The sequence below is a fragment of the Leptolyngbya sp. Heron Island J genome, from assembly GCF_000482245.1.
GTDB lineage: Bacteria > Cyanobacteriota > Cyanobacteriia > Phormidesmidales > Phormidesmidaceae > Leptothoe.
The window spans coordinates 14,081-38,429 of sequence record NZ_AWNH01000078.1 but is presented as its reverse complement, the minus strand read 5'-3'; the positions used below and the strand labels follow the sequence as shown (position 1 = coordinate 38,429).

The 24,349-nt window shown below is 49.1% G+C and carries 26 protein-coding genes and 3 tRNA genes; 15 read left to right on the top strand and 14 right to left on the bottom strand.

The genetic code is table 11. The features are described from left to right. Positions 1 to 43: 43 nt before the first annotated feature. From N836_RS61440 to coaBC, 3 genes are all read left to right on the top strand, one after another. Positions 44 to 688: an alpha/beta hydrolase gene (locus tag N836_RS61440; RefSeq protein WP_023074766.1), complete on the top strand. Its 645-nt coding sequence runs from the start codon at positions 44 to 46 to the stop codon at positions 686 to 688. Between the two features lie 85 nt (positions 689 to 773). Then, on the top strand, positions 774 to 992 hold the full coding sequence (gene isiD, locus N836_RS0138915; protein WP_031293550.1) for a protein IsiD: 219 nt from the start codon (positions 774 to 776) through the stop codon (positions 990 to 992). Then, positions 992 to 2,224 carry a bifunctional phosphopantothenoylcysteine decarboxylase/phosphopantothenate--cysteine ligase CoaBC gene (gene coaBC, locus N836_RS61435; protein ID WP_023074764.1) on the top strand — a complete coding sequence of 411 codons (1,233 nt, stop codon included), beginning with the start codon at positions 992 to 994 and terminating at the stop codon, positions 2,222 to 2,224. Before isiD ends, coaBC begins: the two co-directional genes overlap by 1 nt. A gap of 53 nt (positions 2,225 to 2,277) precedes the next feature. Here the strand turns inward: coaBC and N836_RS61430 are convergent, their stop codons facing one another. Together N836_RS61430 and N836_RS61425 are read right to left on the bottom strand one after the other, a co-directional pair. Continuing rightward, positions 2,278 to 3,018 carry a Tic22 family protein gene (locus N836_RS61430; protein WP_023074763.1) on the bottom strand — a complete coding sequence of 247 codons (741 nt, stop codon included), beginning with the start codon at positions 3,016 to 3,018 and terminating at the stop codon, positions 2,278 to 2,280. 211 nt (positions 3,019 to 3,229) lie between these two features. Next, positions 3,230 to 3,303, bottom strand: a tRNA-Pro gene (locus tag N836_RS61425). A 108-nt stretch (positions 3,304 to 3,411) separates the two neighbouring features. Between N836_RS61425 and N836_RS61420 the strand changes: the two genes are divergently transcribed. Continuing rightward, positions 3,412 to 3,834: a DUF4332 domain-containing protein gene (locus N836_RS61420; RefSeq protein WP_023074762.1), complete on the top strand. Its 423-nt coding sequence runs from the start codon at positions 3,412 to 3,414 to the stop codon at positions 3,832 to 3,834. A 40-nt stretch (positions 3,835 to 3,874) separates the two neighbouring features. On the opposite strand, the gene N836_RS61415 is transcribed toward N836_RS61420, so the two are convergent. Beyond that, complete coding sequence (locus N836_RS61415; RefSeq protein ID WP_023074761.1) at positions 3,875 to 4,396, bottom strand: GNAT family N-acetyltransferase; 522 nt, start codon at positions 4,394 to 4,396, stop codon at positions 3,875 to 3,877. Positions 4,397 to 4,737: 341 nt separating this feature from the next. Here N836_RS61415 and N836_RS61410 point away from each other — a divergent pair, with 341 nt between their 5' ends. Both N836_RS61410 and N836_RS61405 read left to right on the top strand, forming a co-directional pair. Then, a complete protein-coding gene (locus N836_RS61410) occupies positions 4,738 to 5,463 on the top strand; it encodes a hypothetical protein (protein ID WP_023074760.1) in 726 nt (241 codons plus the stop codon). Between the two features lie 118 nt (positions 5,464 to 5,581). Beyond that, positions 5,582 to 6,460 (top strand): alpha/beta fold hydrolase, encoded by an 879-nt coding sequence (locus N836_RS61405; protein ID WP_023074759.1) that lies wholly within the window; start codon positions 5,582 to 5,584, stop codon positions 6,458 to 6,460. On the opposite strand, the gene tsaD is transcribed toward N836_RS61405, so the two are convergent. Beyond that, complete coding sequence (gene tsaD / locus N836_RS61400; RefSeq protein ID WP_023074758.1) at positions 6,457 to 7,503, bottom strand: tRNA (adenosine(37)-N6)-threonylcarbamoyltransferase complex transferase subunit TsaD; 1,047 nt, start codon at positions 7,501 to 7,503, stop codon at positions 6,457 to 6,459. The genes N836_RS61405 and tsaD overlap by 4 nt on opposite strands. A 374-nt stretch (positions 7,504 to 7,877) precedes the next feature. On the opposite strand from tsaD, the gene N836_RS61395 reads away from it, so the two are divergent. Together N836_RS61395 and psaJ are read left to right on the top strand one after the other, a co-directional pair. After that, positions 7,878 to 8,378, top strand: coding sequence for a photosystem i reaction centre subunit iii (locus tag N836_RS61395; protein ID WP_023074757.1), 501 nt, complete (start codon positions 7,878 to 7,880; stop codon positions 8,376 to 8,378). Between the two features lie 132 nt (positions 8,379 to 8,510). Then, complete coding sequence (gene psaJ / locus N836_RS61390) at positions 8,511 to 8,636, top strand: photosystem I reaction center subunit IX (protein ID WP_023074756.1); 126 nt, start codon at positions 8,511 to 8,513, stop codon at positions 8,634 to 8,636. Between the two features lie 113 nt (positions 8,637 to 8,749). Here psaJ and N836_RS61385 read toward each other — a convergent pair whose 3' ends face one another. From N836_RS61385 to lpdA, 3 genes are read right to left on the bottom strand one after another with little or no spacing between them, the layout of a single operon-like run. After that, positions 8,750 to 8,986 (bottom strand): DUF5340 domain-containing protein, encoded by a 237-nt coding sequence (locus N836_RS61385; protein ID WP_023074755.1) that lies wholly within the window; start codon positions 8,984 to 8,986, stop codon positions 8,750 to 8,752. Positions 8,987 to 9,035: 49 nt separating this feature from the next. Further along, positions 9,036 to 9,926, bottom strand: coding sequence for an indole-3-glycerol phosphate synthase TrpC (gene trpC / locus N836_RS61380; protein ID WP_023074754.1), 891 nt, complete (start codon positions 9,924 to 9,926; stop codon positions 9,036 to 9,038). Beyond that, positions 9,923 to 11,356: a dihydrolipoyl dehydrogenase gene (gene lpdA / locus N836_RS61375; RefSeq protein ID WP_031293548.1), complete on the bottom strand. Its 1,434-nt coding sequence runs from the start codon at positions 11,354 to 11,356 to the stop codon at positions 9,923 to 9,925. Before lpdA ends, trpC begins: the two co-directional genes overlap by 4 nt. Before the next feature lie 415 nt (positions 11,357 to 11,771). Here lpdA and N836_RS61370 point away from each other — a divergent pair, with 415 nt between their 5' ends. Further along, on the top strand, positions 11,772 to 11,978 hold the full coding sequence (locus N836_RS61370; RefSeq protein WP_023074752.1) for a hypothetical protein: 207 nt from the start codon (positions 11,772 to 11,774) through the stop codon (positions 11,976 to 11,978). On the opposite strand, the gene N836_RS61365 is transcribed toward N836_RS61370, so the two are convergent. Together N836_RS61365 and N836_RS61360 are read right to left on the bottom strand one after the other, a co-directional pair. Further along, positions 11,963 to 12,766 (bottom strand): TrmH family RNA methyltransferase, encoded by an 804-nt coding sequence (locus tag N836_RS61365; RefSeq protein WP_235071139.1) that lies wholly within the window; start codon positions 12,764 to 12,766, stop codon positions 11,963 to 11,965. The genes N836_RS61370 and N836_RS61365 overlap by 16 nt on opposite strands. 256 nt (positions 12,767 to 13,022) lie before the next feature. Further along, positions 13,023 to 13,106, bottom strand: a tRNA-Leu gene (locus tag N836_RS61360). A 241-nt stretch (positions 13,107 to 13,347) separates the two neighbouring features. Between N836_RS61360 and murA the strand changes: the two genes are divergently transcribed. The 4 genes from murA (at position 13,348) to N836_RS61345 (ending at position 16,390) form a co-directional block, all read left to right on the top strand. Next, entirely contained in the window at positions 13,348 to 14,724 is a 1,377-nt protein-coding gene (gene murA, locus N836_RS61355) for a UDP-N-acetylglucosamine 1-carboxyvinyltransferase (RefSeq protein ID WP_023074750.1), read from the top strand. A gap of 54 nt (positions 14,725 to 14,778) precedes the next feature. Further along, positions 14,779 to 15,642 carry a M48 family metallopeptidase gene (locus tag N836_RS74235; protein ID WP_031293545.1) on the top strand — a complete coding sequence of 288 codons (864 nt, stop codon included), beginning with the start codon at positions 14,779 to 14,781 and terminating at the stop codon, positions 15,640 to 15,642. Then, a tRNA-Leu gene (locus N836_RS61350) sits at positions 15,621 to 15,703 on the top strand. The genes N836_RS74235 and N836_RS61350 overlap by 22 nt, the downstream gene beginning before the upstream one ends. 153 nt (positions 15,704 to 15,856) lie before the next feature. Next, positions 15,857 to 16,390 carry a hypothetical protein gene (locus tag N836_RS61345; protein WP_152532227.1) on the top strand — a complete coding sequence of 178 codons (534 nt, stop codon included), beginning with the start codon at positions 15,857 to 15,859 and terminating at the stop codon, positions 16,388 to 16,390. Here the strand turns inward: N836_RS61345 and rimM are convergent. Further along, positions 16,362 to 16,931, bottom strand: coding sequence for a ribosome maturation factor RimM (rimM, locus tag N836_RS61340; protein ID WP_023074748.1), 570 nt, complete (start codon positions 16,929 to 16,931; stop codon positions 16,362 to 16,364). The two genes, N836_RS61345 and rimM, sit on opposite strands and share 29 nt — an antisense overlap. Then, a complete protein-coding gene (locus N836_RS61335) occupies positions 16,924 to 18,180 on the bottom strand; it encodes a valine--pyruvate transaminase (protein WP_023074747.1) in 1,257 nt (418 codons plus the stop codon). Before N836_RS61335 ends, rimM begins: the two co-directional genes overlap by 8 nt. A gap of 100 nt (positions 18,181 to 18,280) precedes the next feature. On the opposite strand from N836_RS61335, the gene glgP reads away from it, so the two are divergent. After that, positions 18,281 to 20,404 carry an alpha-glucan family phosphorylase gene (gene glgP / locus N836_RS61330; protein ID WP_023074746.1) on the top strand — a complete coding sequence of 708 codons (2,124 nt, stop codon included), beginning with the start codon at positions 18,281 to 18,283 and terminating at the stop codon, positions 20,402 to 20,404. Positions 20,405 to 20,428: 24 nt separating this feature from the next. Continuing rightward, complete coding sequence (locus N836_RS61325; RefSeq protein WP_023074745.1) at positions 20,429 to 21,286, top strand: Tab2/Atab2 family RNA-binding protein; 858 nt, start codon at positions 20,429 to 20,431, stop codon at positions 21,284 to 21,286. 82 nt (positions 21,287 to 21,368) lie between these two features. Here N836_RS61325 and N836_RS61320 read toward each other — a convergent pair whose 3' ends face one another. The 3 genes from N836_RS61320 to N836_RS61310 are packed head-to-tail and all read right to left on the bottom strand — an operon-like array spanning position 21,369 to position 23,963. Beyond that, positions 21,369 to 22,268, bottom strand: coding sequence for a hypothetical protein (locus N836_RS61320; RefSeq protein ID WP_152532226.1), 900 nt, complete (start codon positions 22,266 to 22,268; stop codon positions 21,369 to 21,371). Next, positions 22,265 to 22,747, bottom strand: coding sequence for a hypothetical protein (locus tag N836_RS61315; RefSeq protein WP_023074743.1), 483 nt, complete (start codon positions 22,745 to 22,747; stop codon positions 22,265 to 22,267). The genes N836_RS61320 and N836_RS61315 overlap by 4 nt, the downstream gene beginning before the upstream one ends. Before the next feature lie 13 nt (positions 22,748 to 22,760). Further along, positions 22,761 to 23,963: an MFS transporter gene (locus tag N836_RS61310; protein WP_023074742.1), complete on the bottom strand. Its 1,203-nt coding sequence runs from the start codon at positions 23,961 to 23,963 to the stop codon at positions 22,761 to 22,763. Positions 23,964 to 24,349: the final 386 nt, after the last annotated feature.

Sequence of the window (24,349 nt, the reverse complement as noted above, 5' to 3'; positions counted from 1 at the left end):
CTAAGGTAGAATCCGTAGCGACCTTCCCCCTAAAATTGCTCCCATGTCGCTCCAAGCAATATCTGCTGGTGATTCTACTGCTAGCCATTTACTCATCCTCCTTCACGGCTGGGGAGCCAACGCCCAGGATGTGGCAGGCATCGCTCCCTACATGCAGCTAGCCAACTACACAATGCTGTTTCCCAATGCGCCTCACCCTCACCAAGTGGCCAGTGGCATGGGGGCACCCGGTGGACGCATGTGGTATGCGCTACCCGATATTTTTGACTTTGACCAACCCTTCACCCACCAGCCAGACTTACAACAGAGTCGTCAGCTCCTGCTGGATTGGCTAACAGCACTACCTAGCAAAACCGGTATCCCCTTAGAAAAGACGGTCCTTGGCGGCTTTTCTCAAGGTGGAGCAATGGCCTTAGACGTCGGCATGCAGCTACCCTTAGCTGGCATGATGGCCCTTAGTGGTTATAACCATGGGTCGTTATCAACTCCCATCAGCCCTCGCCCTATTTTGTTAGTCCATGGACGTCAGGACCCGGTCGTTCCAATCACGCAAGCCCTCCAAAATAAAACTGGATTAGACCAATTGTCAGTTGATGTTGACTATCACGAATTCATGATGGGACATGAAATCAGCTTGCAGGTTCTAGAAGTAGCTAAAAAGTTTTGTGAAAAACTTTGCAAAAACTAGGTGTAACATTTCAGACGCACTCCGGGACAGCGCCAACGACAGCGAATACACTGGAGACAGCGCCCAGCCCACAGGAGCCAGCACCATGATTGCAAGTACAAGCAAAGTTTCTGATAAGCCCATTGCTGATGTCACTCAAGAAGAAGTTGACCAGCTGGCACAGCGTCTTGAGCAAGATGAATACACAACGGCTTTTGAAGGATTACAAGATTGGCATCGACTGCGGTCGGTGGCATTTCAACGTCCAGAGCTAGTGCGTTCCTATCTACATCTACTGGATGTGGAAACTTACGACGAAGCCTAATGACTGATAAATCGCCAGCAGCCAACATTTTGGTTGGTGTTAGTGGCGGTATAGCAGCTTATAAAGTATGTGAGGTGGTATCTACCCTGGCCAAGGCTGGGGCAGAAGTTCGTGTCATCATGACATCCTCAGCTGAGTCATTTGTCTCAGCTTTAACCTTTGCTACCCTCTCACGGCATACCGCCTACACAGATCAGAATTTTTGGTCTGCGGACCAAGCTCGACCGCTACACATTGAGCTTGCCGAATGGGCGGACTATTTTTTAATTGCGCCTTTAACGGCCAATACGCTAGGCAAGTTAGCTCATGGTCTAGCGGATAATTTGCTCACTAACACGATCCTGGCATCTACATGCCCCGTACTGCTGGCACCGGCTATGAATACGGATATGTGGCTACAGTCGTCTGTTCAGCGAAACTGGCAACAGGTATTGGCGGATGAGCGTTACCGGGCGGTGGGGCCAGCAGCAGGGAGGTTGGCATGCGATCGCATCGGCACCGGGCGTATGGCTGAACCCCATAGGATTCTTGCAGCCCTAGAGTCCCTACAACACACCCAAGGTCGCTGCGACCTCACAGGAAAACACATCTTAATTAGCACCGGCAGCACCCAAGAATATATTGATGCTGTTCGTTATATTGGCAACCCCTCCACTGGACGCATGGGTATTGCCCTGGCCACAGCCGCCGCCCATCGCGGAGCGCAGGTGTCCTTGGTCTTTGGTCCGATGGAACCCCATCTCCGTCAGACAATTCCTGATTCAGTCCAAACAACCGCTGTGGTTAGTGCTGCCGACATGGAAGCCTCGCTCATGGCTCAGCTAGAAACAGCAGACTGGATTATCATGGCAGCAGCTGTGGCTGATATGCGTCCCCAGTTAAACGTTGCTGGTAAACTCGCCAAGGCAGATTTACCTAATCCTCTGCCGCTTGAACCCGTAACAGACATTGCAGCTCAGCTAGCCGCCAAAAAAAGAGCCGATCAAACCCTGGTGGGGTTTGCGGCGCAAACGGGTGATATTATCGCGCCTGCTTTAGACAAGCTTAAACGCAAAGGACTGAATGCCATTGTGGCAAATCCAGTTGATCAGCCTGAGAGTGGCTTTGGTTGCGATCGCAACCAAGGTATTTTTTTAGACCATCAGGGCCATCAAACAACCTTAGCGGCTAGCACAAAGCTGAGGATGGCCCACCACATTTATGACCTGCTGCTAACTACACTCACTACCTAACAGTCGCCACGGCACACTCCTCGCGCAACCGCATAGCACTAGTAGTACTAGTACTACTCCAAATTTAAACTTTGAATATGATTGATCACATCAGAATCTGGCAAAAAGCGAATACGCTCAAACGCTTCATCATCACTATTAAGTAGATTTCCTGACAAATCTGCCAAAGAAACAACCCCGATGTTAACTTGTGACGACTCAGGATTTGACTCCTGAATAGCACTTAAAACATTATCTGCATCATCTTTTGAGAAAAACATTGAAAAAATTGACTCGTCCGAACCATCATTTACAGACAAGGAGACATAGTTACCAGCAGCATCCTGCAGCGCAAATAACGGAACAAGCGATGAAGATGTAGAGCCACCAAAGTTACTATCCAACTCACGAGCTGCTTCAAGGTCATCTGCCGCAGGAACAAACACCAGCTTCAAAGGCACCTCTCGGTCTTCCTTAGCCAGCCGATGTACAGTTGCCAGATCAATTACACCGACCGACCCCCCCTGATTGAACCGAGGCTCCTCTTCGCGGACCTGCTCAACAAACGTCAGCACATCAGCTTCATTAAAGAAAACTCTGAGCAAGGCTACATTGCCGAGGTTATCATTAGGCAAATCAACAACCGATGTGACGTAGCCTCCCGTATTATCAGCAACCACAAATACAGGAACTTCTGCAAATTTAGTGAGCAACTCCTCTTCTGAGAGTGCCACTGCTTGGGGTGTATGCAATGTAGCAGCCATTAATCCACCGCCCAATAGGCCACACAGTAGACGCCCAAATATAGCTTTCATACTTCCTCCCAATGCCAAACTTTTAATCTGCTTCATACGCATCATGTAACACAGCTTAACCTCTTTGAAAGAGGCTCAGACATTTCTGAAACTGACCACCGCATTCGCTAAATACCCAGAGCCAATAAACTACAGAGCGCAAAACATATGCGAGATGATACCAGGTCTCCTCAGAACAGGCCACAAAATCACCTAGCTAGAAACCTCGTAATCGGGATGACAGGATTCGAACCTGCGACATCCTGCTCCCAAAGCAGGCGCGCTACCAAGCTGCGCTACATCCCGTAATTAGATAAGACTCCAGACACTTATACGAATAAGTCCCAGGCTTACAGGTTAACAACCTAACATAAATATACCTCCGTTTGCTCTCCAGGTTTTCAGCCACTCAACATGCCATCCAACTCTATTCAACTTCGAAACTGGCCTATTGAGCAGCTGCCAGGTATTTCTAACCAGCAACAGCAGCAGTTAAAGGCATTAAATATTTTCACTACGCTTGACTTACTGCGAATGACTCGTAGCCAATCAGCTCGACTGCAGCTGGCTCAGCAGCTTAATTCCCATCCTAAACACGTCAACAAATGGTCTGCTCTGGCTAAACTAGCTTGCCTTCCCAGCGTCGGATGTCAATACTGTGGTCTCCTGCTCCATGCCGGCATCAGTTCACCTCAGCAACTCGCCTTACTACCTGTAGCCCAGCTACATGCACAACTCAAACGATTACACGTAAAACTAATGCAAAGGCCTGATCTCAGCCCAGACACGGCGCAAGTCTCACAATGGATCACCGAAGCTAAACAGCTATGCAGCTAGCGACTTATCAAAATTTGGCAAATTTGGAGCTCATTACTTTTTAATCTGGGTACCAAAACATGCCCTTGATGCCTTCTGGATCAGGCATAAAACCCAAATTTTTATAGAAATTGACAACCTGAGGATCAGCAAACAACGTCACGTTGCTAATATCCTCACTACGCAACTTTTTGATCAGCTGCTGCATCAGCGCTTTACCCAAACCCCTACCTTGAAAGCTAGGATGCACAACCACATCCCAAATGGTGGCATTGAAGGCATGATCTGAGGTGGCCCGCGAAAACCCAATCAGGCGCTTGCGAGCGCCCTGCTGTTCCCACATCGTAACCACTAAAAAGCTATGCTGAATAGCTTTTTTCACCTTACGCAGGGGACGTCGTGACCAGCCAACAGCATCACAAAGTTCCTCAAGCTCATACAAATCAATATTTCGATCTGTACTGAAAACAATACGGGCGGACTGCTCAGAACCTGTCGCGTTTATCGCATAATCATCAGAAACAGCTTGCGTGGGCACTGATGAAGCCTCGGTGGGACTAAATAAGCTTTTCCAGAAACCCATGCAGACAAAACAGCTTGAAATTTAAACTCTGTTTTAACTCTAGCAGTATAGGTCTATCCTTTCCTAGGAAGCAAAAACATTGATTTAGAATCTATCAAAATTACATAACCAATCGGTAAACTTGCCAGCATACTTGTGCAATCCTTGAGGCTTGTCAGGTTTGTATCTTATGCCGAATATGGTTTTTCCGAGCAGAGATACAAAACACTTTGGGTAACATGGCTTCAGGTGCTTTTTTGGGGCAGAGTCATCAAGAAACAAATTGATGGAGCATTTGTCGAGCTGACATGTGCAATAGCCAAGTTAGCCAAGGGATACACTCATGAAGTTTCTGAACACATATGGCAGCCGGATTAAAGACATCGACAGTAGAGTTGCTGAAACGCTTCAATCGCGCGTTTCCGCAATTTTATGAACAATTTGTCAGTAGTGAAATTCAGCTACAAAACCTACGGCTTGCTTACCAGCTATACAAAACCAAAAAGGCTGTAATCGAAATTAAGCCGGAAGGCAATCGTAGTGCCCTCCACTTTGCCTATCGCAATCAGTCTTTTTTACTCAGTGATATTTTTGGTGTGCTCACAGCCTATGGGCTAACCATTCATAGCCTCAGCCTCTACGGCCAGATATATCCACCCATGCTAGTTTTCGTCAAACTGGTTGTTTCTCGTGGTGGTAAAGCTCTTAGCGAAAAAACTGCTGATAATACCTGCCGGGCTATTCGAGAAGCCCTAGCCGGACGCTATGAAGTCGAAGAGATGCTAAGCGTTGAGTTTAATCTCAATGCAGGATTAGAAAAAGTTGAGACTGAATTCTACGTTGATCCTGTCTTTCATCTGCCTGCTTTACTCATTGAGGCAGACAATCAGCCAGGCCTGTTTTACAAGGTTATGTACGCTATCTGGCAAGAAGATTTGCTGGTGGTGAATGCTAATCTATTGGTATGGCGTGGTCGTACTCGGTTAATTTTGTACCTACTAGGACCCAACGAAAGTTTGATTCCAGAATATTTAGGTCACAAGATTGCTGAGGGTATGCGTGAGCGCTTGCTAGGCGGACCTTATTAGCCGGGGGATGTAGGTTTAGCCTCCGGTCTCCCTGTAGCTTTCAGCTAGATCTCTACCTAAATAAGTTCATTGGGACTGATTCAAGTTTGAATGTCATCGTACAAATTCTATTCGCATCATGGTGGTGACACCTGTCTTTGGAGTGCCCCATGCCTATGATTTCACTCCCAACTTATTATCAACTACCACTTCATATCGTTCGGTATTAGTTTGCCTTCATGGTTGGCTATTAAGCCGTGCCTACTGGCAGCCATTGATGCAGCAGTTAGCTCCAGACATTGCCTGTCTAGCCTATGATTTGAGAGGCTTTGGGGATTCAACTGATCAGCTATTAAGTCGCCATGCTCATTCAGATACGGCACCCTATAGCTTGACGGCCTATGCTCAAGACTTAAATGCACTGCTGGAAAACCTGGAACTCGATAACGTCTGGCTTATGGGCCATTCCCTAGGCGGTAGCATTGCGCTATGGGCAGCTCATCTGTTTCCAGAGCGGGTGCAGGGCGTCATTTGTGTTAACGCAGGCGGCGGCATATACATCCATAACGCCTTTGAAAAATTTCGTAACGCTGGTCAGCAAATGGTGGGATGGCGGCCCCAATGGTTACAGCATCTTCCTCTACTCCCCTGGGTTTTTGCCAACATTATGGTGCGGCAACCCTTGAGTTATCGTTGGGGGCAGCAACGACTTATCGATTTCCTGCGAGCAGATCCAGAAGCAGCAACTCAATCTTTACTGGCATCGACCACTGAAGATGAAGTCCATCAGCTACCGAACATAGTCTCAAAGCTATCGCAGCCAGTGTATTTCATTACCGGGGAACAAGATACGGTCATGGAACCCCGCTATGTTCAACATTTAGCTAGTTTCCACCGATTTTTTTACCAGGGTAAACAAGCTGTGGTCGCCTTTGAGCAATGTGGTCACTTTGCCATGTTAGAACAGCCCTCAGCATTAGAAGCTCAAGTACGCCATTGGGTATTAGGTAGCTGCTAGGTCTGATATAACTCAGCTACTTGTTCCAGGGGCAAACGGGAATAAACCCCCAAATCCAGCCTGGAACGATGCCCCTGGTCAAAATGTTCGCTGGCCGCACAGGCGATCATAGCAGCATTATCTGTGCAGAATTTGAGGGATGGGATATGTACACTAAGCCCTTTTTCGCCAGCTGTTTGAGTCAGCACTTGTCGCAGTTGACTATTCGCTGCCACTCCACCTCCTAAAACAATGGCAGACACTTCCTGGTCTTGAGCACAGCGGAACACCCGCTTCACCAATGCATTCACTACAGCATGTTGAAAACTTGCTGCAATATCAGCTACTGGCAAGGGTTCAGCCCCCTCTGCATGAAGACGTTCTATTAGTCTTAAAACAGCTGTTTTAAGACCACTAAAGCTGGCATCGTAGGGATGATAGCCACCTGCTGGCAATGAGATATTACCTTCTGGCAACTTAAATGCTTTGGGGTTGCCCTGTTGGGCTAATCGGTCAATGATGGGGCCACCGGGATATCCCAGATCCAGCAAACGGGCAACTTTATCAAAGGCTTCGCCTGCGGCATCATCTCGCGTTTTACCCAGTAGTTTGTAATGGCCACAACCATTTACACGAATCAAGCTGGTATGTCCACCAGACACTAACAAGCACAGAAAAGGTGGCTTTAGATTGGCCTGTTCCAGATAAGCTGCATAAATATGCCCTTCTAGATGATGTACACCTAAAAAAGGTTTTTGATGCACCATAGCCAGAGTCTTGCCAACACTCATGCCCATCAGCAGCGCACCGACTAATCCCGGTGCGCAGGTAGTTGCAATTGCGTCGATATCTGCCCACCCCAACTGGGATTTAAGCAAAGCCTCGTTGACGGTGTCACCAATCGTCAACAGATGTTCACGAGAAGCTAACTCCGGGACAACCCCGCCATAACGACGATGAAGGTCGATTTGCGAGGCCACAACACTACTCAGTACCTGACGTCGATGAACCACAGCAGCAGCGGTTTCATCGCAGCTAGTTTCAATCGCTAAAATCGTGGCCATCTATCAATTGTGTCATCATGTAAAGTCTTGTGAGCAATTCCCCTGCCAGGGTTTAGCAGAAAGGTATGATCCCTGAGAGTCAAGTAGATCCTTAATTTAGTTCACGTTGGTTCAGTTTCAACAACTACCTAAACACTGTGTTAGCTAACTGATACGGCTCGCATGCTAGAACACTAGTTAAAGCAGCATTACAGTTAGTTATCTAAGTTAAGAGATTCTCTGAATTTATTTTTTGCGCTGCTGCTCTTCGGGGGTATCTGGTTTGATAATCCTAGCGTCTAGTCTGTAGGACGCGTAGGACTAATCTTAAGCTGGTTTACCTGGCGCATTAGCAACAGCAATTTGTCTTTTGTAAAACACAAAGGAAACATTCTATGCGACGGTTGTTTGCTCTGGCTCTAGTAATTTGCCTCTGGTTTGGATTCGCGGCACCGGCTTCTGCCAGTTTGGCTGGAGACAACGTGGCTGGTTTGACCCCCTGTGGCGAATCTGCCGCGTTTCAACAACGTGCCTCTGCAGCCAAAACAGAGGGTGCTAAAGCACGTTTTGATTTTTATGCAAATTCCAGCCTACTCTGTGGTGAGGATGGCCTACCTCACTTAGTAGTCGATGGCGATTTGGCCCATCTGGGTGAGTTTGTGATTCCTGGCATTCTATTTCTTTATATCGCTGGCTGGATTGGCTGGGCTGGTCGGTCTTACTTGATTGCTACTCGTTCCGCTAAGAAGCCTGAGGAGATGGAAATCATCATTGACACTGGCTTGGCCATTAAGTCTTCCTTAGCTGGTGCTGCTTGGCCTTTAGCTGCATTTAAAGACATGGCTTCTGGTGCTATGTTTGCGAAGGATGACGAAATTACCGTCTCACCTCGCTAGGCAATACTTTTGAGGCACGGCTTGGGCTTGATGAGTTGAATCACGGCTTGGGCTTGATGAGTTGAATCAGGGTAACTGAGTCGTGCTGAGTTTTTAGTATTTTCAGACGTTTCTTATTCAGGACACTTTCCCATGCCCGAAGGCTTATTAAAATATCTGTCTACCGCTCCTGTGGTAGCTACAATCTGGATGCTCATCACTGCCGGTATCCTGATTGAATTCAACCGCTTCTTTCCCGATCTACTACTACATCCATAGAGTCAGTACACTGGTTTTTAGACCAGTTATAAAGTCTGCTCTAGGATTTAATACAAGAACCCCGATCTAGCCCTTAAGGGCTAGATCGGGGTTCTTGTATTCTGTATTACTCCCTAACTCCCTGGTTTTTCATTTAAGGACCAGTAGTATTCCACTGGCAACTCAGCAAATCGACAACTTTCTTCCAGCTGCTTTTGTTGAGACATAGCCTTGCGCAGGGTAATAATCAATTCCTGTAGCTGTTCCTTTTGGGGCGAGTGCTGATAAATAGCTGCAGCCGTTTCTCGTTCTAAAAGCCTCAACAATAGCTCGTAATGAATATGAGATGGCAGGGGGATAGGACGATCCATAGTCGGCTAATCAGAGTAGGGAACCTGAAACTGGTAGACAATAAACGACCTACGGAGCCTCAGCCATCAACTGGCCAATAGCAGCACCGGGATCGGACTGACGCATAAGAGACTCACCTACTAAGATGGCTTGAGCCCCAGCATCGGCAACCTTAGCAACATCGCCTGGTTGATGAATACCGGATTCGCTCACAAACAAGATCTCGCCAAACTTATCGTAGGTTGATGCTCGGGCTAGTAAATCACGTGTAGTGTCTAAGCTAACCGAAAAGTCTTCCAAATTGCGGTTGTTGACCCCAAGGATTTTTATAGGCTCAAGGGCTAGCACCCGATCGAGTTCTTCAGCCGTATGAACTTCTACCAGGGCAGCCATCCCTAATGCGTTGGCAATGCGGGTAAAGTAGCCTAAATCCTTATCTGACAGAATAGCCGCAATCAGCAAAATAGCATCTGCTCCGTGCTTACGAGCCAGATAAATCTGATAGGGATAGATGATGAATTCTTTACACAACAGCGGCAACTGTACGGCTTGGCGTACTTGGGTAAGGTATTCAAAACTACCCTGGAAAAATTTTTGATCGGTTAGCACCGATAGGCAGGCGGCTCCTCCTTGTTCATAGGTGGTTGCGATCGCAACCGGATCAAAATCCTCCCGAATCACCCCCTTACTCGGCGATGCCTTTTTCACCTCAGCAATCACAGCTGGAGTCGTATTGCCATTGCGAAGTGCCGCAGCAAAATCCAATGGAGGCGCTGCAGTCAAAACCTGTCGCTGTAGCTCAGCCAGAGGAGTTTTCTCCCGCAAGCGCTGTACTTCGGTTTCTTTATGCCAAACAATTTTTTCAAGGATATTACGAGGCTCGCTATCAGGCACCTTAACCTGATAGCGCAGGGTGTCCACAGCTACCGTTGGATTTGGGGGACGTCGTCTAATTTTCATGCCGTTACCTCAGCACGCTTAAAGGCCTCATCGAGCACCTCAGACAGCGTCGGATGGGTATGCACAATAAAGGAGAGATCTTTGACCGTTTGCCCTTGAGCAATAGCATTGGCCGCCTCTTGAATCAAGTCCGCCGCATGGATACCAATAATGTGGGTTCCTAAAATTTCCCCCGTATCCTTGCGATAGATCACCTTAGCGAGACCGTCAGACTCATTTTCTGCCAGGGCTTTAGAATTGGCCTTAAAGTAGCTACGCACAGAACCAATCTGGAACCCCTCAGCCTCAGCCAGCTCCTTAGCAGCAGGCTCAGTCAACCCAACAAAACTAACCTCTGGATGGGTGAAGGCCGCCGCTGGGATACTGCGGTAGTTAACGGTACGGTTATGCTCCAGAATATTTTCTACTGCCACTACCCCTTGGGCAGAAGCAGCATGGGCCAACATCATCTTGCCAGTGGCATCGCCAATTGCCCAAAGATGCGGGATGGGCTCGCCACCCCGCAACACTTCCATCCGATCATTGACTGGAATAAAGCCACGCCGATCAGTTTCAATGGCTAGACTTTCTAACCCCATGTTCTTGGTCGCTGGGATCCGTCCCGTTGCTACTAGACAAGCATCAACTTCCAGGACATCAACTGTTTCTTTTGTTTTCAAATCCGCTAGCTCGATGGTTACTGGAGATCCTGGTGTCACTGTCTTAGCAATCACCCCCACATGGGTGTCGACATCGCGGGGATCAATCAATACGCGTTTAGCAATTTTTGCAATATCGGGGTCAAAAGTGGGCATCAGCTGAGGCAGGGCCTCGATCATACTGACTTCGCACCCCAGAGCCGTATATACATCAGAAAACTCTAGACCGATGTAGCCGCTGCCAATAATGGCTACCCACTGCGGCAACCAGTCTAGTTTAATCGCCTCGTCACTGGTAAATACGGTTTTGCCATCGGTTTCAATTCCCGGTGGGACAAACGGCACGGAACCCGGCGACAACATAATATCTTTAGCCGTGTAGGTCTTTTCACCTTCAGCCATGGTCACAGTCACCTTCTGAGCACCGGCTAATTTGCCCCAGCCACGAATAGTATCTACACCCAATCGAGTCAGACTGTTCGTAAGATCGCCCTGAATCTTACTCACCAAATTGCTGGCATGATCAGCAATCGCTGAGCGTTCGAACTGCACATCTCCTACCTGAATTCCGAACGACTGTAAATGATGTTTATCCCGCAGCTCACGGACGCGGCCAGAAGCAGCCAGGAGTGCCTTAGACGGAATACATCCCCGATTGACACAGGTGCCTCCCATGTCAGCCGCTTCAACAATGGCAGTCTTTAGGCCACTTTTTACAGCATGCAATGCAGCGCCATGACCACCGACACCGGCACCCACAATGATTAGGTCGTAATCAAAGGATGAACTCACAACGATCTCCTGTTTCAGCACATTAGCAACCCCCTAAGCCATTGGCTTTTTATGGCACTTGCCTCAGACAAAAAACGACATGGGTAATATAGGGGCAGAATCCATTCTCAACTAGATTGTGGATATTAGACAACTGACAACTTGATATTGAGCAATTATTTTCAAATTTGCTAGATTCAGGATCGTCTTCCCTGGCACCTGTAGAGCAATCTGTGTCCATGAACTGGGTTCCTTAAACACCTGGGTCTTTACAGAGAAACGTTGAAATTCCTACTTTTTTCTAAATCTGGAACCTCTTGGCTAGAGTTAGGTTCACAATTCTCATTACAGAGTTCCTCTGGGTCAATCCCCCGGATAAAATCACTCCGCGGGCAATGATTTACGAGGATCAACTAGCGAGGCAAGATTCAAGATTATGGACAATCGTAAACTCAGGCAGTCTGCTGCTGACGATTTTGTAAAATCCCTAGAACATCTCGATGAGCTGCTAGGAGATACAGCAGAAGCCCTAGTTTTAGAAGACGAGCCTCAGGCATCTGATGCTAATGGCCCTGATACAATTCCTCAGGCCCTCTCAAGCTCTAACAAAACTCAGACACCCTATCGTCAGTCCCGACGCTGACGCTTAGCTTCATAAAGCAAGACAGCTGTTGCGATCGCAATATTCAAAGACTCCACCTCAGCAGCCTGGGGAATTTTGACTTGATGGGTAGCTAACTCCATCGCCTGCTGGGATAGCCCAGCGCCCTCATTGCCCATCAGAAACACCGTTGGCTGTCGGAGATCTAAGTCCCAATAGTCCACGGATGCCGTCGGGGTGGTAGCCACCAGCTGGGCATCCAGCGACTTTAAATCCTCGAGAGTAGAGAGCGTTTGCATGGGAAGACGAAACCATTGCCCTGCTGTAGCCCGCAACACCTTGGGATGGTCAATATCAACACTGTTGGCGGTGAGCCAGATGCGATCGCAGCCAACCGCCGCCGCCGTCCGAATAACTGTACCTAAGTTCCCAGGGTTCTGTAACTGCTCAAGTGCAACCCCCAGAGACACACTATTACTACCCACAGGCAACGCCAACCGTCGAGCAATCGCCAAAATTCCATCAGGGCTCACAGTTGTTCCCATACTGCTCAAGACCTCAGGACTGACCAAACGAATATCCGGCACCAGACGCTGCAATTGCCCCAATAGCTCACTGTGTGAGCGACACCAAGCCTGCGTTACAGCCACCTGAATGAGAGGGTACTCTACAGCACAGGCCTCCTGCACCAAGTGGGTACCTTCCAGCAAAAATACATGCTGCCGCCGCCGCTCCTTAGCCTGATGCAACTTTCGAAATTGCTTAGCTAAAGGATTCTTAGTACTAATGATGGTCGCTGCACTATCTAACACATTCAGAACTTTATACAAGCCATAGCGCTGCTTACTTTAACAGCCACTCTGAGGCAAAAATCAGTCAAGACTCCATCCAGCGGTCACGATCACAACAACCGCAAGGTACATACTAGTTTTCTAAGCTACAGCCTGAAAATTGATAAGAAAGTCTGAATAAATAAGAAATACTAAACCATAACACCATTAATAGCTGAATTTAGTAAATCATTGCAGATATTCGAATTCAGACACCCAGGGAAGCCATCCCTCAAGTAAACACTTACTAAAAGTATGCGGAACCCGGGACTTGAACCCGGAAGTCCTTGCGAACACTAGAACCTGAATCTAGCGCGTCTACCAATTCCGCCAGTTCCGCTTAGAGCTGCATAAGCAATCTCGATATATGATCCTCCGGCAATTGTGACAATTCGTCAATCCCTAATTTGTATCAATGGTTATTGCATTTTCGATTTTCAAGAGAAATGGATCAGGAATGCACTGACAAAAGGATATTAATATGGCTTAACAAATCAATAGTTTCAGGTAGAATCATCTCCATTGTTAACAAAACTGGCCAGCGGGCTGATTTTGTGTTCTTGTTTGGCTGAGACTTTATATTGAATTCGGAGGACAACGTCATCAATACCTCACTTCAGGCTGATAAACTCTCCTCCAGCGAGTCTGCACCTGTCATTGAAATCTGGGGCAAACGGCCCCTCAGCGGACACATTTCCGTCAGCGGAGCCAAAAACTCGGCGCTGGTCGTATTGGCAGGAACGATCTTATGTTCTCAGGATTGTCGAATTCGTAATATTCCAAATCTGGTTGATATTGGCCGGATGGCAGATGTGCTGACCGCCTTGGGCGTTAAAGTAACCCGCAACGGCGATACCCTTGACGTAGATGCCAGCTCCATCAGTCACTCCCGTGCTCCATACGAGATCGTCAGTAAGCTTCGGGCCAGCTTCTTTGTCATTGGTCCGCTTTTAGCCCGTTTAGGTGTTGCACGCGTCCCGTTACCCGGAGGCTGTGCCATTGGAGCCCGACCCGTAGCTTTACATATCAGGGGGTTACAGGCCTTGGGGGCTGAAGTTCACATGGATCATGGCATTGTTCACGCTTATGTGCCCGGCACTAGAGGTCGGCTCAAGGGTGGCAAAATCTATTTGGACTATCCTAGCGTTGGGGCTACAGAAACCCTAATGATGGCAGCCACATTAGCCGAAGGGGAAACAGTCATTGAAAATGCAGCTCAGGAGCCAGAGGTACTAGACCTGGCTAACTTTTGCCGCGCGATGGGCGCACGTATCCGGGGAGCTGGCACCAATACGATTACGATTGTCGGTGTCCCTAGTCTACATTCCACCGATTACGGCATTATTCCAGACCGAATTGAAGCCGGTACTTTCATGCTAGCTGGGGCGATTACCAAGTCACCCATCAGTCTATCGCCGATTATTCCAGAGCATCTTACTCCCATCATTGCCAAACTGGCTGAGGCCGGTACTCGGGTAGAAATGGAAGGTCATAGTCGAGCACGCATCGTTCCAGGCGAAAAGCTTTTACCCATTGAAATTGAAACGCGTCCACATCCAGGTTTCCCAACGGATATGCAGGCTCAGTTTATGGCCCTGACTACCTTGGCCAATGGCGATAGTGTGATTACCGAAACCGTCTTCGAAAATCGCTTACAACATGTGGCAGAGTTTAATCGCATGGGGGCTAACATTCGCCTCACGGGTAATTCTGCTGTGATTCGTGGAGTGCCTCAGCTATCAGGAGCCCCTGTGACGGGGACCGACCTGCGAGCCGCCGCCGCTCTGCTAGTGGCCGGTCTGGCTGCCGAAGGCAAAACCACACTGCACGGTCTACACCATTTAGACCGCGGCTATGAAAATATTGAAGCTAAACTTTCAGCTGTGGGCGCTAGGCTACGCCGAGTGCCGAGTTCATCACTAGTAGCAGACTCAGCTAATCAACCGGTTGTCGTTTAGCGTCAGGCCGCTACACTAGTAGCCTATACGCCAAGCAACAAGGAGACGGATGGTGTGGATAACAAGTCTGTTTTGACCGGGTTACGGGCTAACCATTTTCGTCATCCGTTAGATTTGGAAGCCACGGAGTCTCTCAAGCAATTGCCCGGTTTAGAGCTGGCAATTCGAGGGTTGTTGCGACCTACGGCAGAGCAGCTTTTCTACTTAGAAAACATTGCTACCAGCGTTTTAGTAGGCCCCCAGCAGCTCCCTCATATCCACGAGTTACTAGTGGAAGCCTGTCAAATTTTGGATATGGAGCAGCCACAGCTCTACGTAAAGCAAAATCCGGTTCCCAATGCCTATACTTTTGCTATGCGGGGAAAGCAGCCTTTTATTGTGGTGCATACCTCATTGATTGAGCTGCTCAATGACAGAGAGTTACAGGCGGTGATTGGTCATGAATTGGGACACCTCAAATGTGACCATGGTGTGTACCTAACCGTGGCTAATTTGTTAGCCCTGGCAGCTAGCCAACTCCCTCTAGGTCCTGTGTTGACCCAAAACTTGCAAAGTCGGATTTTAGAATGGGTACGTTGTGCTGAATTTACATGCGATCGCGCTGCTCTATTAGTCAGCCAGGAAGCACGCGTCGTCGCGTCAGTACTTATGAAACTCACGGGTGGCTCGCCAACGCTATCATCTCAGCTCAACCTGGATGCTTTTTTAGCCCAGGCTAATGCTTACGAAGACTTAAGTCACGATCAGCTTGGCGCATTTCTCAAGCAAATCCGCACCCAGGAACTCACCCATCCGGTCCCCGTGCTGCGGGCCAAAGAAATTACCCAATGGCATAGCACCCGAGATTATCAAAATCTTCTACAAACGCGCAGTATCCACTATAATAATGGGGCCACGGGCGGATGGCGAAATTGGTAGACGCACCACACTCAAAATGTGGCGGCCTTTGGTCATGCGAGTTCGAGTCTCGCTCTGCCCATTTAATTTCTCTGATTTATCCCGTGTAGGGGAGTTACATGTAACTCCCCTACACGGGATAAATCGTTGTCCTTTAACGAGACTTTGCCCCAATCTTTGGGAAATCTAGACCAACGGCAAACAACACAATGCCTGGACAGGCACTGAGGCAAGGTTGGCTAGTACATTCCAGGTGGGCGTCTCTCAATCCAGCGTCACGTTTTATCACATTCATTTACTAACCCACCAAGAAGAATTTCTGTTGGGTGATGTTTTAGAAGGACATACGCAACTCAATCCTTCGGGACAAATTGCTGTAGATGAATGGCAGCAAATAGCCAGAGCTCACCAGCGTGATATCGAGTTAGATCTTTGGACAGTATTACCCAACGGTGTGCGCGCATTAATTGCTGTCGTCAACAACGACGCGCAACCTCCAGGCAGCTACAGTCTGCGACACAACACTCATAAGCCCAGGGCACTTTCCTCATTTGTGGCTGGGTTTAAAGCCGCCGCCGCTAAACGAATTAATTTAATCAGGGGCATACCAGGGGCCCCTGTGTGGCAGCGAGGTTATCAGGAACAGCGGATTGACGATCCTCAAACCCTGACGCGAATTCGGCAACTATTAACGAATCAGCCTAAGACAGCAGAAATAGCTGTGTCCGCTCCTTGCAACCCTAATCAATTAGGCCATCCGGTGGAGTAATCTCAACTCGTCCCTGGATTACATCAACCACTGGCACAATCGGCTCCACAAAAGGAATCAGTACAGTTCGAGGCTGAGCTTTGACAGAAGCGTCTACCTTACCAGCCTCTAAAGCCACTTCAAGCAGATCATTACCGGCTCGATAAACGTCTATTACAGTCCCAATTTTTTCTCCTGTAGCCTGCAGAATCACTGCCAGTCCCATCAGGTCACCAACATGAAATTCTCCTGGTTCCAGGGGCAAACGATCGTCAGCCGCCACTAGCAGCTGAGCATCGCGTAATGCCTCTGCTTGATCGCGATAGTTAATCCCACCCAGCTTCAGCACATAAAGCCCTTTACCCGCTTGAAATCGCCCCTTTACCAGCTTGATCGCTTCCGGTTGGCTAGCCCCTGGCTTGAGTAACCAACGGTCTCCTGGCTGTTCAAAACGTTCTGGAAAATCGCTATCAGGATAGACCCGAACTTCACCATTGAGACCATGGGGACCGACAATGCGACCGATAGATCGCCAATCCGTAGGGGGTTGGGGACTAGGCATAGACTTCTTCAGTGAGCTGAGCCAGACGACGGATTGCGATCGCAATGCGCTCCGCCGTATCCGTCAGACTAATCCTAAAGCACTGGTGTTTATGCTCCCAGTCGTCTTTAAGACCAGGGAAAAATGGACTACCAGGCACAATAATCACCCCGTAGCGTTTTAGAGCTTGGTAAAACGCTTGATCATCCATGGGTAGATCTTGAAGCCATAGCCAGGCAAAAATTGAGCCCTCGGCCTGGTGTAAATACCAGGGGACATCTGGCATGGCTTCATCCAGGGTGGCCTCGATGACTGCAAATTTTTGCTGATAGTGAGGTCGAATCACCGTTTTAGCAATCTCAGCTAACGCCCCTGAGGCAATAGCACGAGCCGCAATCGCCTGGCCGTAGCGCGAGGAATGAATACACAGGTTAGTTTGGAAGGATTCAAGCACTCGAATCGTTGCCGCATCGCCAATCGCAATCCCCACTCGTTCACCTGGCAACCCAGCTTTAGAAAGGCTGATGCAATGCACCACATTCGATGTGAGCACTGGATTCATGGCAGTAAAGTTGAGCGCTGGGAACGGCGGTGCATAGGCTGAGTCAATAAAAATAGGGACAGCAGCAGCCAAACTGGTAATGCGGTTCACCTCCTCATCCGAAAGGACATTGCCTGTAGGATTACAAGGGCGAGAAAACAGCACAAATCCAGTTTGCTCTGTGATGGCCAGCTGATTAAAATCGGGGCGATATTTGAACCGGTGCGTGGCAGTATCCACCTCCAGGGTAGGGCGATAGGCTCGCACGGCTTCTGGATAAAGAGACACGCCACCATATCCCGTATAGTCGGGGCTCAAGGGCAAAATGATTTCCTTGAGTTTACCCTCCGTGGTATAGCCCCCCAGAGCATTGGCAGCCAGAAAATACAGGGACTGACTACCAGGAGTAATTAAAATATTCTCAGCTGTAAGGCTCAAGTCATAGCGTTGATTAAAGTCGGTTGCGATCGCATCAATCAACGGCTCATAGCCCCGACTAGACCCATAGCGACAGACCACCTCGCCATAGTCTGAACTAGCCAGCAAATCAGCGGTACAGTCGCGCCACAGCTGTTCTACCTCAGGCAAAATTACCGGGTTACCGGCGCTCAAGTTAATAAAGTCTGCAGACTGCCCTGACTGCAGGGTTTCAATGATATCTTTCATGATTGCCCGCACCCCGGTGAGATGGGACATCTGTTGACCAAATTTACTTAGTACTGGGGCCATGCTCAGGATTTAAGACTGGTCTACTATACCGCAGCAAGTCTCCGCTGATTTATCCACACTAAACACCTGCCCATCCCCTTGTTATCTACCCCATTTGCCCATGAATCTTCGTCGCTCCCTCAGTGCTAAGCTCCCCCAACCGCTAAAGCCTCTGACCCAATTTATCTACAACTACTGGTGGAGCTGGACATCGGAACGAAGTTCACTATTCCGGGCACTGGCCCCCGACATCTGGCAGGACTGTCAGCATAATCCCGTGGCGCTGATGCAGGCGATCACCCCAGAACGTCTGTGGCAGCTAGCAGAAGATCCCAACTATCTCAAACGGTTACAGACACTGACTGCTGAATTTCATACCTATCTCCATCGAGATCACACCTGGGCGCAAGAAGCGGCTCCCAGTATCACCACCGATCATCCAGTCGCTTACTTTTGCATTGAGTACGGTATCCATGAATCCCTACCCCTGTATTGTGGCGGTCTGGGTGTACTGGCGGGCGATCACCTCAAGTCAGCCTCAGACTTGGGGCTACCGATGGTAGGGGTCGGTTTGCTGTACCACCAGGGGTATTTTTCACAGCGGCTTGATCGTAGCGGCTGGCAAAAAACCCATTACGAAAACAATAACTTTGACAACCTGCCGCTAATTCCAGTGTGTAATGAGCATGGTCAGCGGCTCAAAATTCGAGTCACTATTCGCCAACGTATGGTGAAGGCTCAAGTCTGGCAAGTACAAGTGGGGCGCAGTCTGCTGTACCTGCTAGATACCAACATCATTGAGAACGATAGCGACGACCGCCAAATTACATCCCAGCTCTACAGTGGTGATCCTAATAAACAGCTGGCGCAAGAAGTACTGTTGGGCATTGGCGGTGTCCGTATGCTCCAAGCCTTGGGCATCGAGCCATCCATCTATCATCTGAATGACGTGCATGCAGCCTTTGCCCTCCTGGAGTTGGCACGACTAGAACTAGAACAAATGGGCGGCACCCTGGCTGATGTTAAACCCTATGTGTGCGATCGCACCCTGTTTACCACCCACACCCCAGTGCCCACAGGCCAGGCATTTTCCGCAGGGATGATGGAAAGCTATTTTTCTGATTATTGGCCAAGATTGGGGCTTGAGCGCGAGGAATTTCTGGCCTTAGGGGCTCAGGCATCCAATCCTGAAGTGTTTAGCATGACGGCATTGGCCCTACAGCTCACCCGTGCGGCCAATGCCGTCAGCAAACGCCATGGCGAGGTATCCCGTCAGCTATGGCAAAACCTATATGCCGAGCGTTCGAACAAAAAAGCTCCCATTGGGCATATCACCAACGGCATCCATGCCCGCAGTTGGATTGCGCCCCTTTTAGAAGACCTTTACCAAGATTATTTGGGGAAACACTGGGCTGAGCGCATCAGCGATCCTGAAACCTGGAGCAAAATCGAGCATATCCCGGATGAGCGCCTGTGGCAGCGGCACCAGATTCTCAAGGCACGGCTGATTGCCTATACCCGTGATCGAGTGCTCAAAGCAAGATGCGATCGAAAAGAATGCTCTGATGACATTAAAGCCGTGGAGCAACTATTAGACCCCAAAGTACTGACCCTTGGCTTTGCCCGACGCTTTAGCGACTATAAACGCAGCGACCTAATATTTCGCGATCTCAGTCGGCTTACCCGTATTTTTTCCAATCAGAAACGACCTGTACAGCTGATTATTGCTGGGAAAGCCCGGCCCAACGATACCGCTGGCAAACGCATTATCCAGCGGATTATGGAATGGAGCCGTCATCCAGATCTACGGGACCGCATTGCCTTTATCGAAGACTATGACATGTACACCGCTAAGCTCATGGTCCAGGGCATTGACCTGTGGCTGAATACGCCTCGTCGCCCTCTGGAGGCATCGGGTACCAGCGGTCAAAAAGTGGCCCTCAACGGTGGCATTAACTTTAGTGTGTTGGACGGCTGGTGGTGTGAAGGCTATAAACCTCATCTCAATGGCTGGGCAATTGGTGAAGATGCCGAAACCAGGGATCAAGAGGTTCAAGATACGATAGATGCAGAATCGTTTTATGCTCAGCTAGAACGGGAGATTGTCCGTCTCTATTACGACTGCGATCGCAACCATGTTCCTCGCGGTTGGGTAAAACGGATGAAAGCGTCAACTCGCACCATTGCCCCTATTTTTAATAGCGATCGCATGGTGTCAGACTACGTTAATCAGCTCTATTGTTAAGTTAAACCGTAAGTTTAGACAGGAATGAGTCCCCCCTGGCAAATCGACTTCTATCGCCGTCCGTTAAAAAACACCGATAATCAGCCCCTGTGGGAGTTACTGCTGTGTACTCCTAATATGGGCTTTAGCTACGGAGAGACCTGCTCCCAAACTGATGCCAATGCTATGTGGCTGCGGCATCAGCTAAAACAGGCTATCCACCGAGCAGGCTATCGCCCCAAGGTACTGCAAGTTTTTCGTCCCCAGACCCAGACCTTGGCCGAGGTCGCCTGTCGAGAGTTAGATATTCCGGTGGAGCCTAAACGGGGATTACCCACCCTTAAACAGTGGCTCCGTCAGCGCAGCGCCTGGTACCCCAACCTCAAAACCTATACCGGGGAAACCTATTCCCCGTTTTCCATTGAGCGCCCAGCGCCGATTCCCCTACCCGATAATCTCTGGGGTGAAACCTGGCGGTTTGCCGGTTTATCCAATGCTGATTTACTGCGGTTTCAATACGAAGCGATTCCTGTACGCTCAATCCCTAAAGAGCTACTGCCATTAGAAATTGGGCTATCTAGCACCGTCTTGATTCCCGGTGTAGTTATCGATGGTGGGCGACGGGCTATGGCGCTGGCCCAGTGGTTAGACTCGGTACGGCCAGCCTTTTTAAAATACATTGCGGGCCAGCCCGATGGCTTGATTTTGGAAGCAGGACTTTGCGATCGTTTTGTCCTCACCACCTTTGAAGACAGCGATGTACGTGGCGCGGCCAATGCCTTTGAACAGCGTAAAGCCACAGCTAAAGGGCTACATTTTCTGCTCATCCGTCCCGACGATTCAGGCATAACCTATAGCGGCCTATGGCTATTACAAGAATCGCCAGATACACAGGTGGGATAGACATTACGTGCATTAAGATTGGCCGCCTCCCTGCTGATGTCGAATAATGTCTCCAGCTCAAAATAAAAAGCTCAGAGCTATTTCAAGCTCCCCAAAACACCTTCTGCACTAACCAAAAAATTCCTTGGGGTAACGGCATCCAAATAGGCATTAGAATCAACAATCCCAGATAAATTCGGGAAATAAACGCGCTCTTGGTCTGAATTAGACCCATCACCATCAGCAGAGCACCAAACCCTAGCACCGGAATCACTGAGTAGGTGGTGATCACAAATCCAAACAGTATCCAGTCGCGCTGTTGATATAGCCAACGGGGTGCTGTCAGCAGAAAGCTTGCTGCTACCAGACCTTCAATTAAAATCGTCCAGTAAGACAGCACCAGACTTGCAGCTGCCATACGGGGAGTCGTGCTCAACTGGTTGACGGTCGTTACTGCTGCCGACGCTTGCATCTGTTCAAAAATTTGGCGATTGTCACCCAGGGTAGCCAGATCCAGTCCGCCAAATAGCACGGCACCCATGGCCAAACGATGATCTAACAAAAATGTTAGATGTAAAAATGAGCCGTCTAAATATTCGCCTCCCAAAAATTTCCAAAGCGTCGCGAATAGAAAACACAGGCCAATCAACCAGCGAGAGTTCCAGCTTAATACTTGCTTAGGCGTCCGACTCCAGACGGCAATAGTACATACCAATACCCAGTAGGTGTAGAGATATTCATGGTTGACTAAATTGGACCAATGCCACAGGTTGTTAAATACTAAACATGCACTCATACCCAGCCAAGCCCAAGGCTGACGTACTAATGCTGGATAGAGCAGCATCATGATAGCCAGAATTTTCTCCGGCAGCATGGTCCAGAGCCAGTGATCAATCCCGTGGAGCAAAAGCAGCACGGTCGTCAGTCGCAGCACCAGCAGATACACTGGCGGTTCCAGCAAATGGTCTAGCCAGCGGTTCCACCGTTTGAATATCATTCTCATGGCTCAACCTCAACCGACTTGGTCAGAGGTTCATAGGCAATAGCATCACCGTCATATATCAGCCGCCACGCCTGTAGCTGAATTTTTGGAGCACAGCTATCCTCGTTAGTGTCGTAAAGCTCCAGGCCAAAATTCTGAGAGTCCTCTGAGAGGAGACGTCTGCCGACACGTCGTAGCTGCGAGGGTGTGGGAAAAGTACTGACATGGATGTAGGTGTGACGTCCAAGAACATCAGGAAATTCATCCACAATGTCAGACAAAACAATGTTTTCTGAAACAGGATTACATCCTATTAACTCAGTTGTCACAACGCGACGTTCGTCGCGATCCATTGAGGCAAACATACCAAAGCCACCTCCATGCCATGGACTAAGGCCAGCCGTGTGGACCAACACAATCTGCCTCAGAGCAACTGCTGTCAGCAGTAAAGGCATAGCTCCAGTCTTTAAAAATTTCAGCAGCGATCGCTTTAAAATCATCAGAAGTTAGGCACTAACGACGCATCCAGTTCAGGCCTCCTACTGTAGCAGCGATAATGGCTGCTACATAAAATACACTTGTGCCAGCAGTCGCCCAAACAGGACCAAAAATTAGCGGCGATACAAACTGACCAAGGGAAGCACAGCCGGTACCAATGGCCAATAGCCCAGACCGTTGCGAGTCGGGGGAAAGGTCTGCTAGAGCGCTGTAGAAGTTAGGCATCACTAGACCAAAGCCTAGACCAAAGATTAACCCCGCCAGCAGCATTAGCGGCGGAAATAAGATATTGGGAATAGTGGCTAGAGAAATTGCCATCAGAAAAAAGCCGGTTGCGATCGCACCGCCAGCTCCCAGTCGCTTAGACACCTTTGCAGCCCCCACCGCCGCAATCAGAGCCGCTCCGACAGAACGAGCCGCTAACACGCAACCATTAAGCAAGGACGACGCATTAATCGCTTCCTTTAGGTAAAGCGGTGCATATACAACCACCACATAAAAAATAGCCGAGGCCATAGCCAACGCCAGCAATAGCAGCAGTACACGACCTCGCTTCAGAATATTACCAATCCCCCCGGTCGGAGGTATTCCCATAGAGCGACTGCGCCCCTTGGGCAAAATCCAAAAACTAGCAAGCGCCGCTGGCAGTCCCAAACCATACAGAGCAAACGCCCAGCGCCAGTGATATAGCCCTAGCCACCCACCTAAAATCGGGAAAATCACCGTAGCCGTAGCTAAAGCACTGGTAGCATAGCCCATCATCCGGGTACGGGCCTCACCATCATAAAGATTGCTCAGAATACCAATACTGCCTGCCCCAATACCACCGCTGGCTAAACCCACCAGTGCTCGCGATAGCAAAATTCCCCAAAACCCCTGGGCCAAGGCCCCAAAACTACCAAAGACCGCATAGCCGACCAGACAAGATATCAGGATACGTACACTGCCCAATCGGCTTGCCAACAGCCCGAACACCAAACTAGCCAAAGCTGTGGTCAGCGTATGGGTACTAACCAACACCCCCGCCCAACGACTGCTCAGCTCAAATTGAGCCACAATCTCTGGAAAAACGGGTGCTACGACGGCTCCTGCAGCACTCGACAAACAGCCTGCCACCATTAATACTGCTAAAACTGACCGAGAATGACCTGGACGTGGAGGGGGAATTCGATCTAGCCGTTCTAACTCAGGGGGAGCTTTCTGATAAACAGTGGTCATAGGGGAAAACACAGAAATACTTGCAAGAAACACACCTCCAGGGGCCAGTCGCTCGCGACAAGTTAATAGATGTTAACATTACCCATAACTGGTTATTGGGTCAGGCATAAGCAAAAACTTATACCTACTCCGCTAACTTTGTTACGTGCATATGTCTATTGGCATTTGAGGTAGCTGTACATGTTCTAGCTGACTGCTTAAACATATTCACTGGACTTCATTGCCAGTTCGCGAAGCGTCACTAAATTTTGTCGGTAGCGCGCTCACTGTCGTCATACTGCAACCACGATGATACCGATTTGAGTCAAAAATCTGAGTATGCCAGGGCTTTACTCAGTAAAAATCAAGATAGGTCTTGTAAAGTGGAAAATCTCTGTTGCTGATCA

Coding starts and splice junctions, on each gene's coding strand:
- N836_RS61315 (WP_023074743.1), bottom strand. CDS start 22,747: ATGATTTTAAAGCGATCGCTGCTGAAATTTTTAAAGACTGGAGCTATG.
- isiD (WP_031293550.1), top strand. CDS start 774: ATGATTGCAAGTACAAGCAAAGTTTCTGATAAGCCCATTGCTGATGTC.
- coaBC (WP_023074764.1), top strand. CDS start 992: ATGACTGATAAATCGCCAGCAGCCAACATTTTGGTTGGTGTTAGTGGC.
- N836_RS61395 (WP_023074757.1), top strand. CDS start 7,878: ATGCGACGGTTGTTTGCTCTGGCTCTAGTAATTTGCCTCTGGTTTGGA.
- N836_RS61310 (WP_023074742.1), bottom strand. CDS start 23,963: ATGACCACTGTTTATCAGAAAGCTCCCCCTGAGTTAGAACGGCTAGAT.
- N836_RS61405 (WP_023074759.1), top strand. CDS start 5,582: ATGGTGGTGACACCTGTCTTTGGAGTGCCCCATGCCTATGATTTCACT.
- psaJ (WP_023074756.1), top strand. CDS start 8,511: ATGCCCGAAGGCTTATTAAAATATCTGTCTACCGCTCCTGTGGTAGCT.
- N836_RS61420 (WP_023074762.1), top strand. CDS start 3,412: ATGCCATCCAACTCTATTCAACTTCGAAACTGGCCTATTGAGCAGCTG.
- N836_RS61325 (WP_023074745.1), top strand. CDS start 20,429: ATGAGTCCCCCCTGGCAAATCGACTTCTATCGCCGTCCGTTAAAAAAC.
- glgP (WP_023074746.1), top strand. CDS start 18,281: ATGAATCTTCGTCGCTCCCTCAGTGCTAAGCTCCCCCAACCGCTAAAG.
- N836_RS61335 (WP_023074747.1), bottom strand. CDS start 18,180: ATGGCCCCAGTACTAAGTAAATTTGGTCAACAGATGTCCCATCTCACC.
- N836_RS61385 (WP_023074755.1), bottom strand. CDS start 8,986: ATGGATCGTCCTATCCCCCTGCCATCTCATATTCATTACGAGCTATTG.
- rimM (WP_023074748.1), bottom strand. CDS start 16,931: ATGCCTAGTCCCCAACCCCCTACGGATTGGCGATCTATCGGTCGCATT.
- N836_RS61415 (WP_023074761.1), bottom strand. CDS start 4,396: ATGGGTTTCTGGAAAAGCTTATTTAGTCCCACCGAGGCTTCATCAGTG.
- trpC (WP_023074754.1), bottom strand. CDS start 9,926: ATGAAAATTAGACGACGTCCCCCAAATCCAACGGTAGCTGTGGACACC.
- N836_RS61440 (WP_023074766.1), top strand. CDS start 44: ATGTCGCTCCAAGCAATATCTGCTGGTGATTCTACTGCTAGCCATTTA.
- N836_RS61410 (WP_023074760.1), top strand. CDS start 4,738: ATGGCAGCCGGATTAAAGACATCGACAGTAGAGTTGCTGAAACGCTTC.
- tsaD (WP_023074758.1), bottom strand. CDS start 7,503: ATGGCCACGATTTTAGCGATTGAAACTAGCTGCGATGAAACCGCTGCT.
- N836_RS61320 (WP_152532226.1), bottom strand. CDS start 22,268: ATGAGAATGATATTCAAACGGTGGAACCGCTGGCTAGACCATTTGCTG.
- N836_RS61370 (WP_023074752.1), top strand. CDS start 11,772: ATGGACAATCGTAAACTCAGGCAGTCTGCTGCTGACGATTTTGTAAAA.
- N836_RS61430 (WP_023074763.1), bottom strand. CDS start 3,018: ATGAAAGCTATATTTGGGCGTCTACTGTGTGGCCTATTGGGCGGTGGA.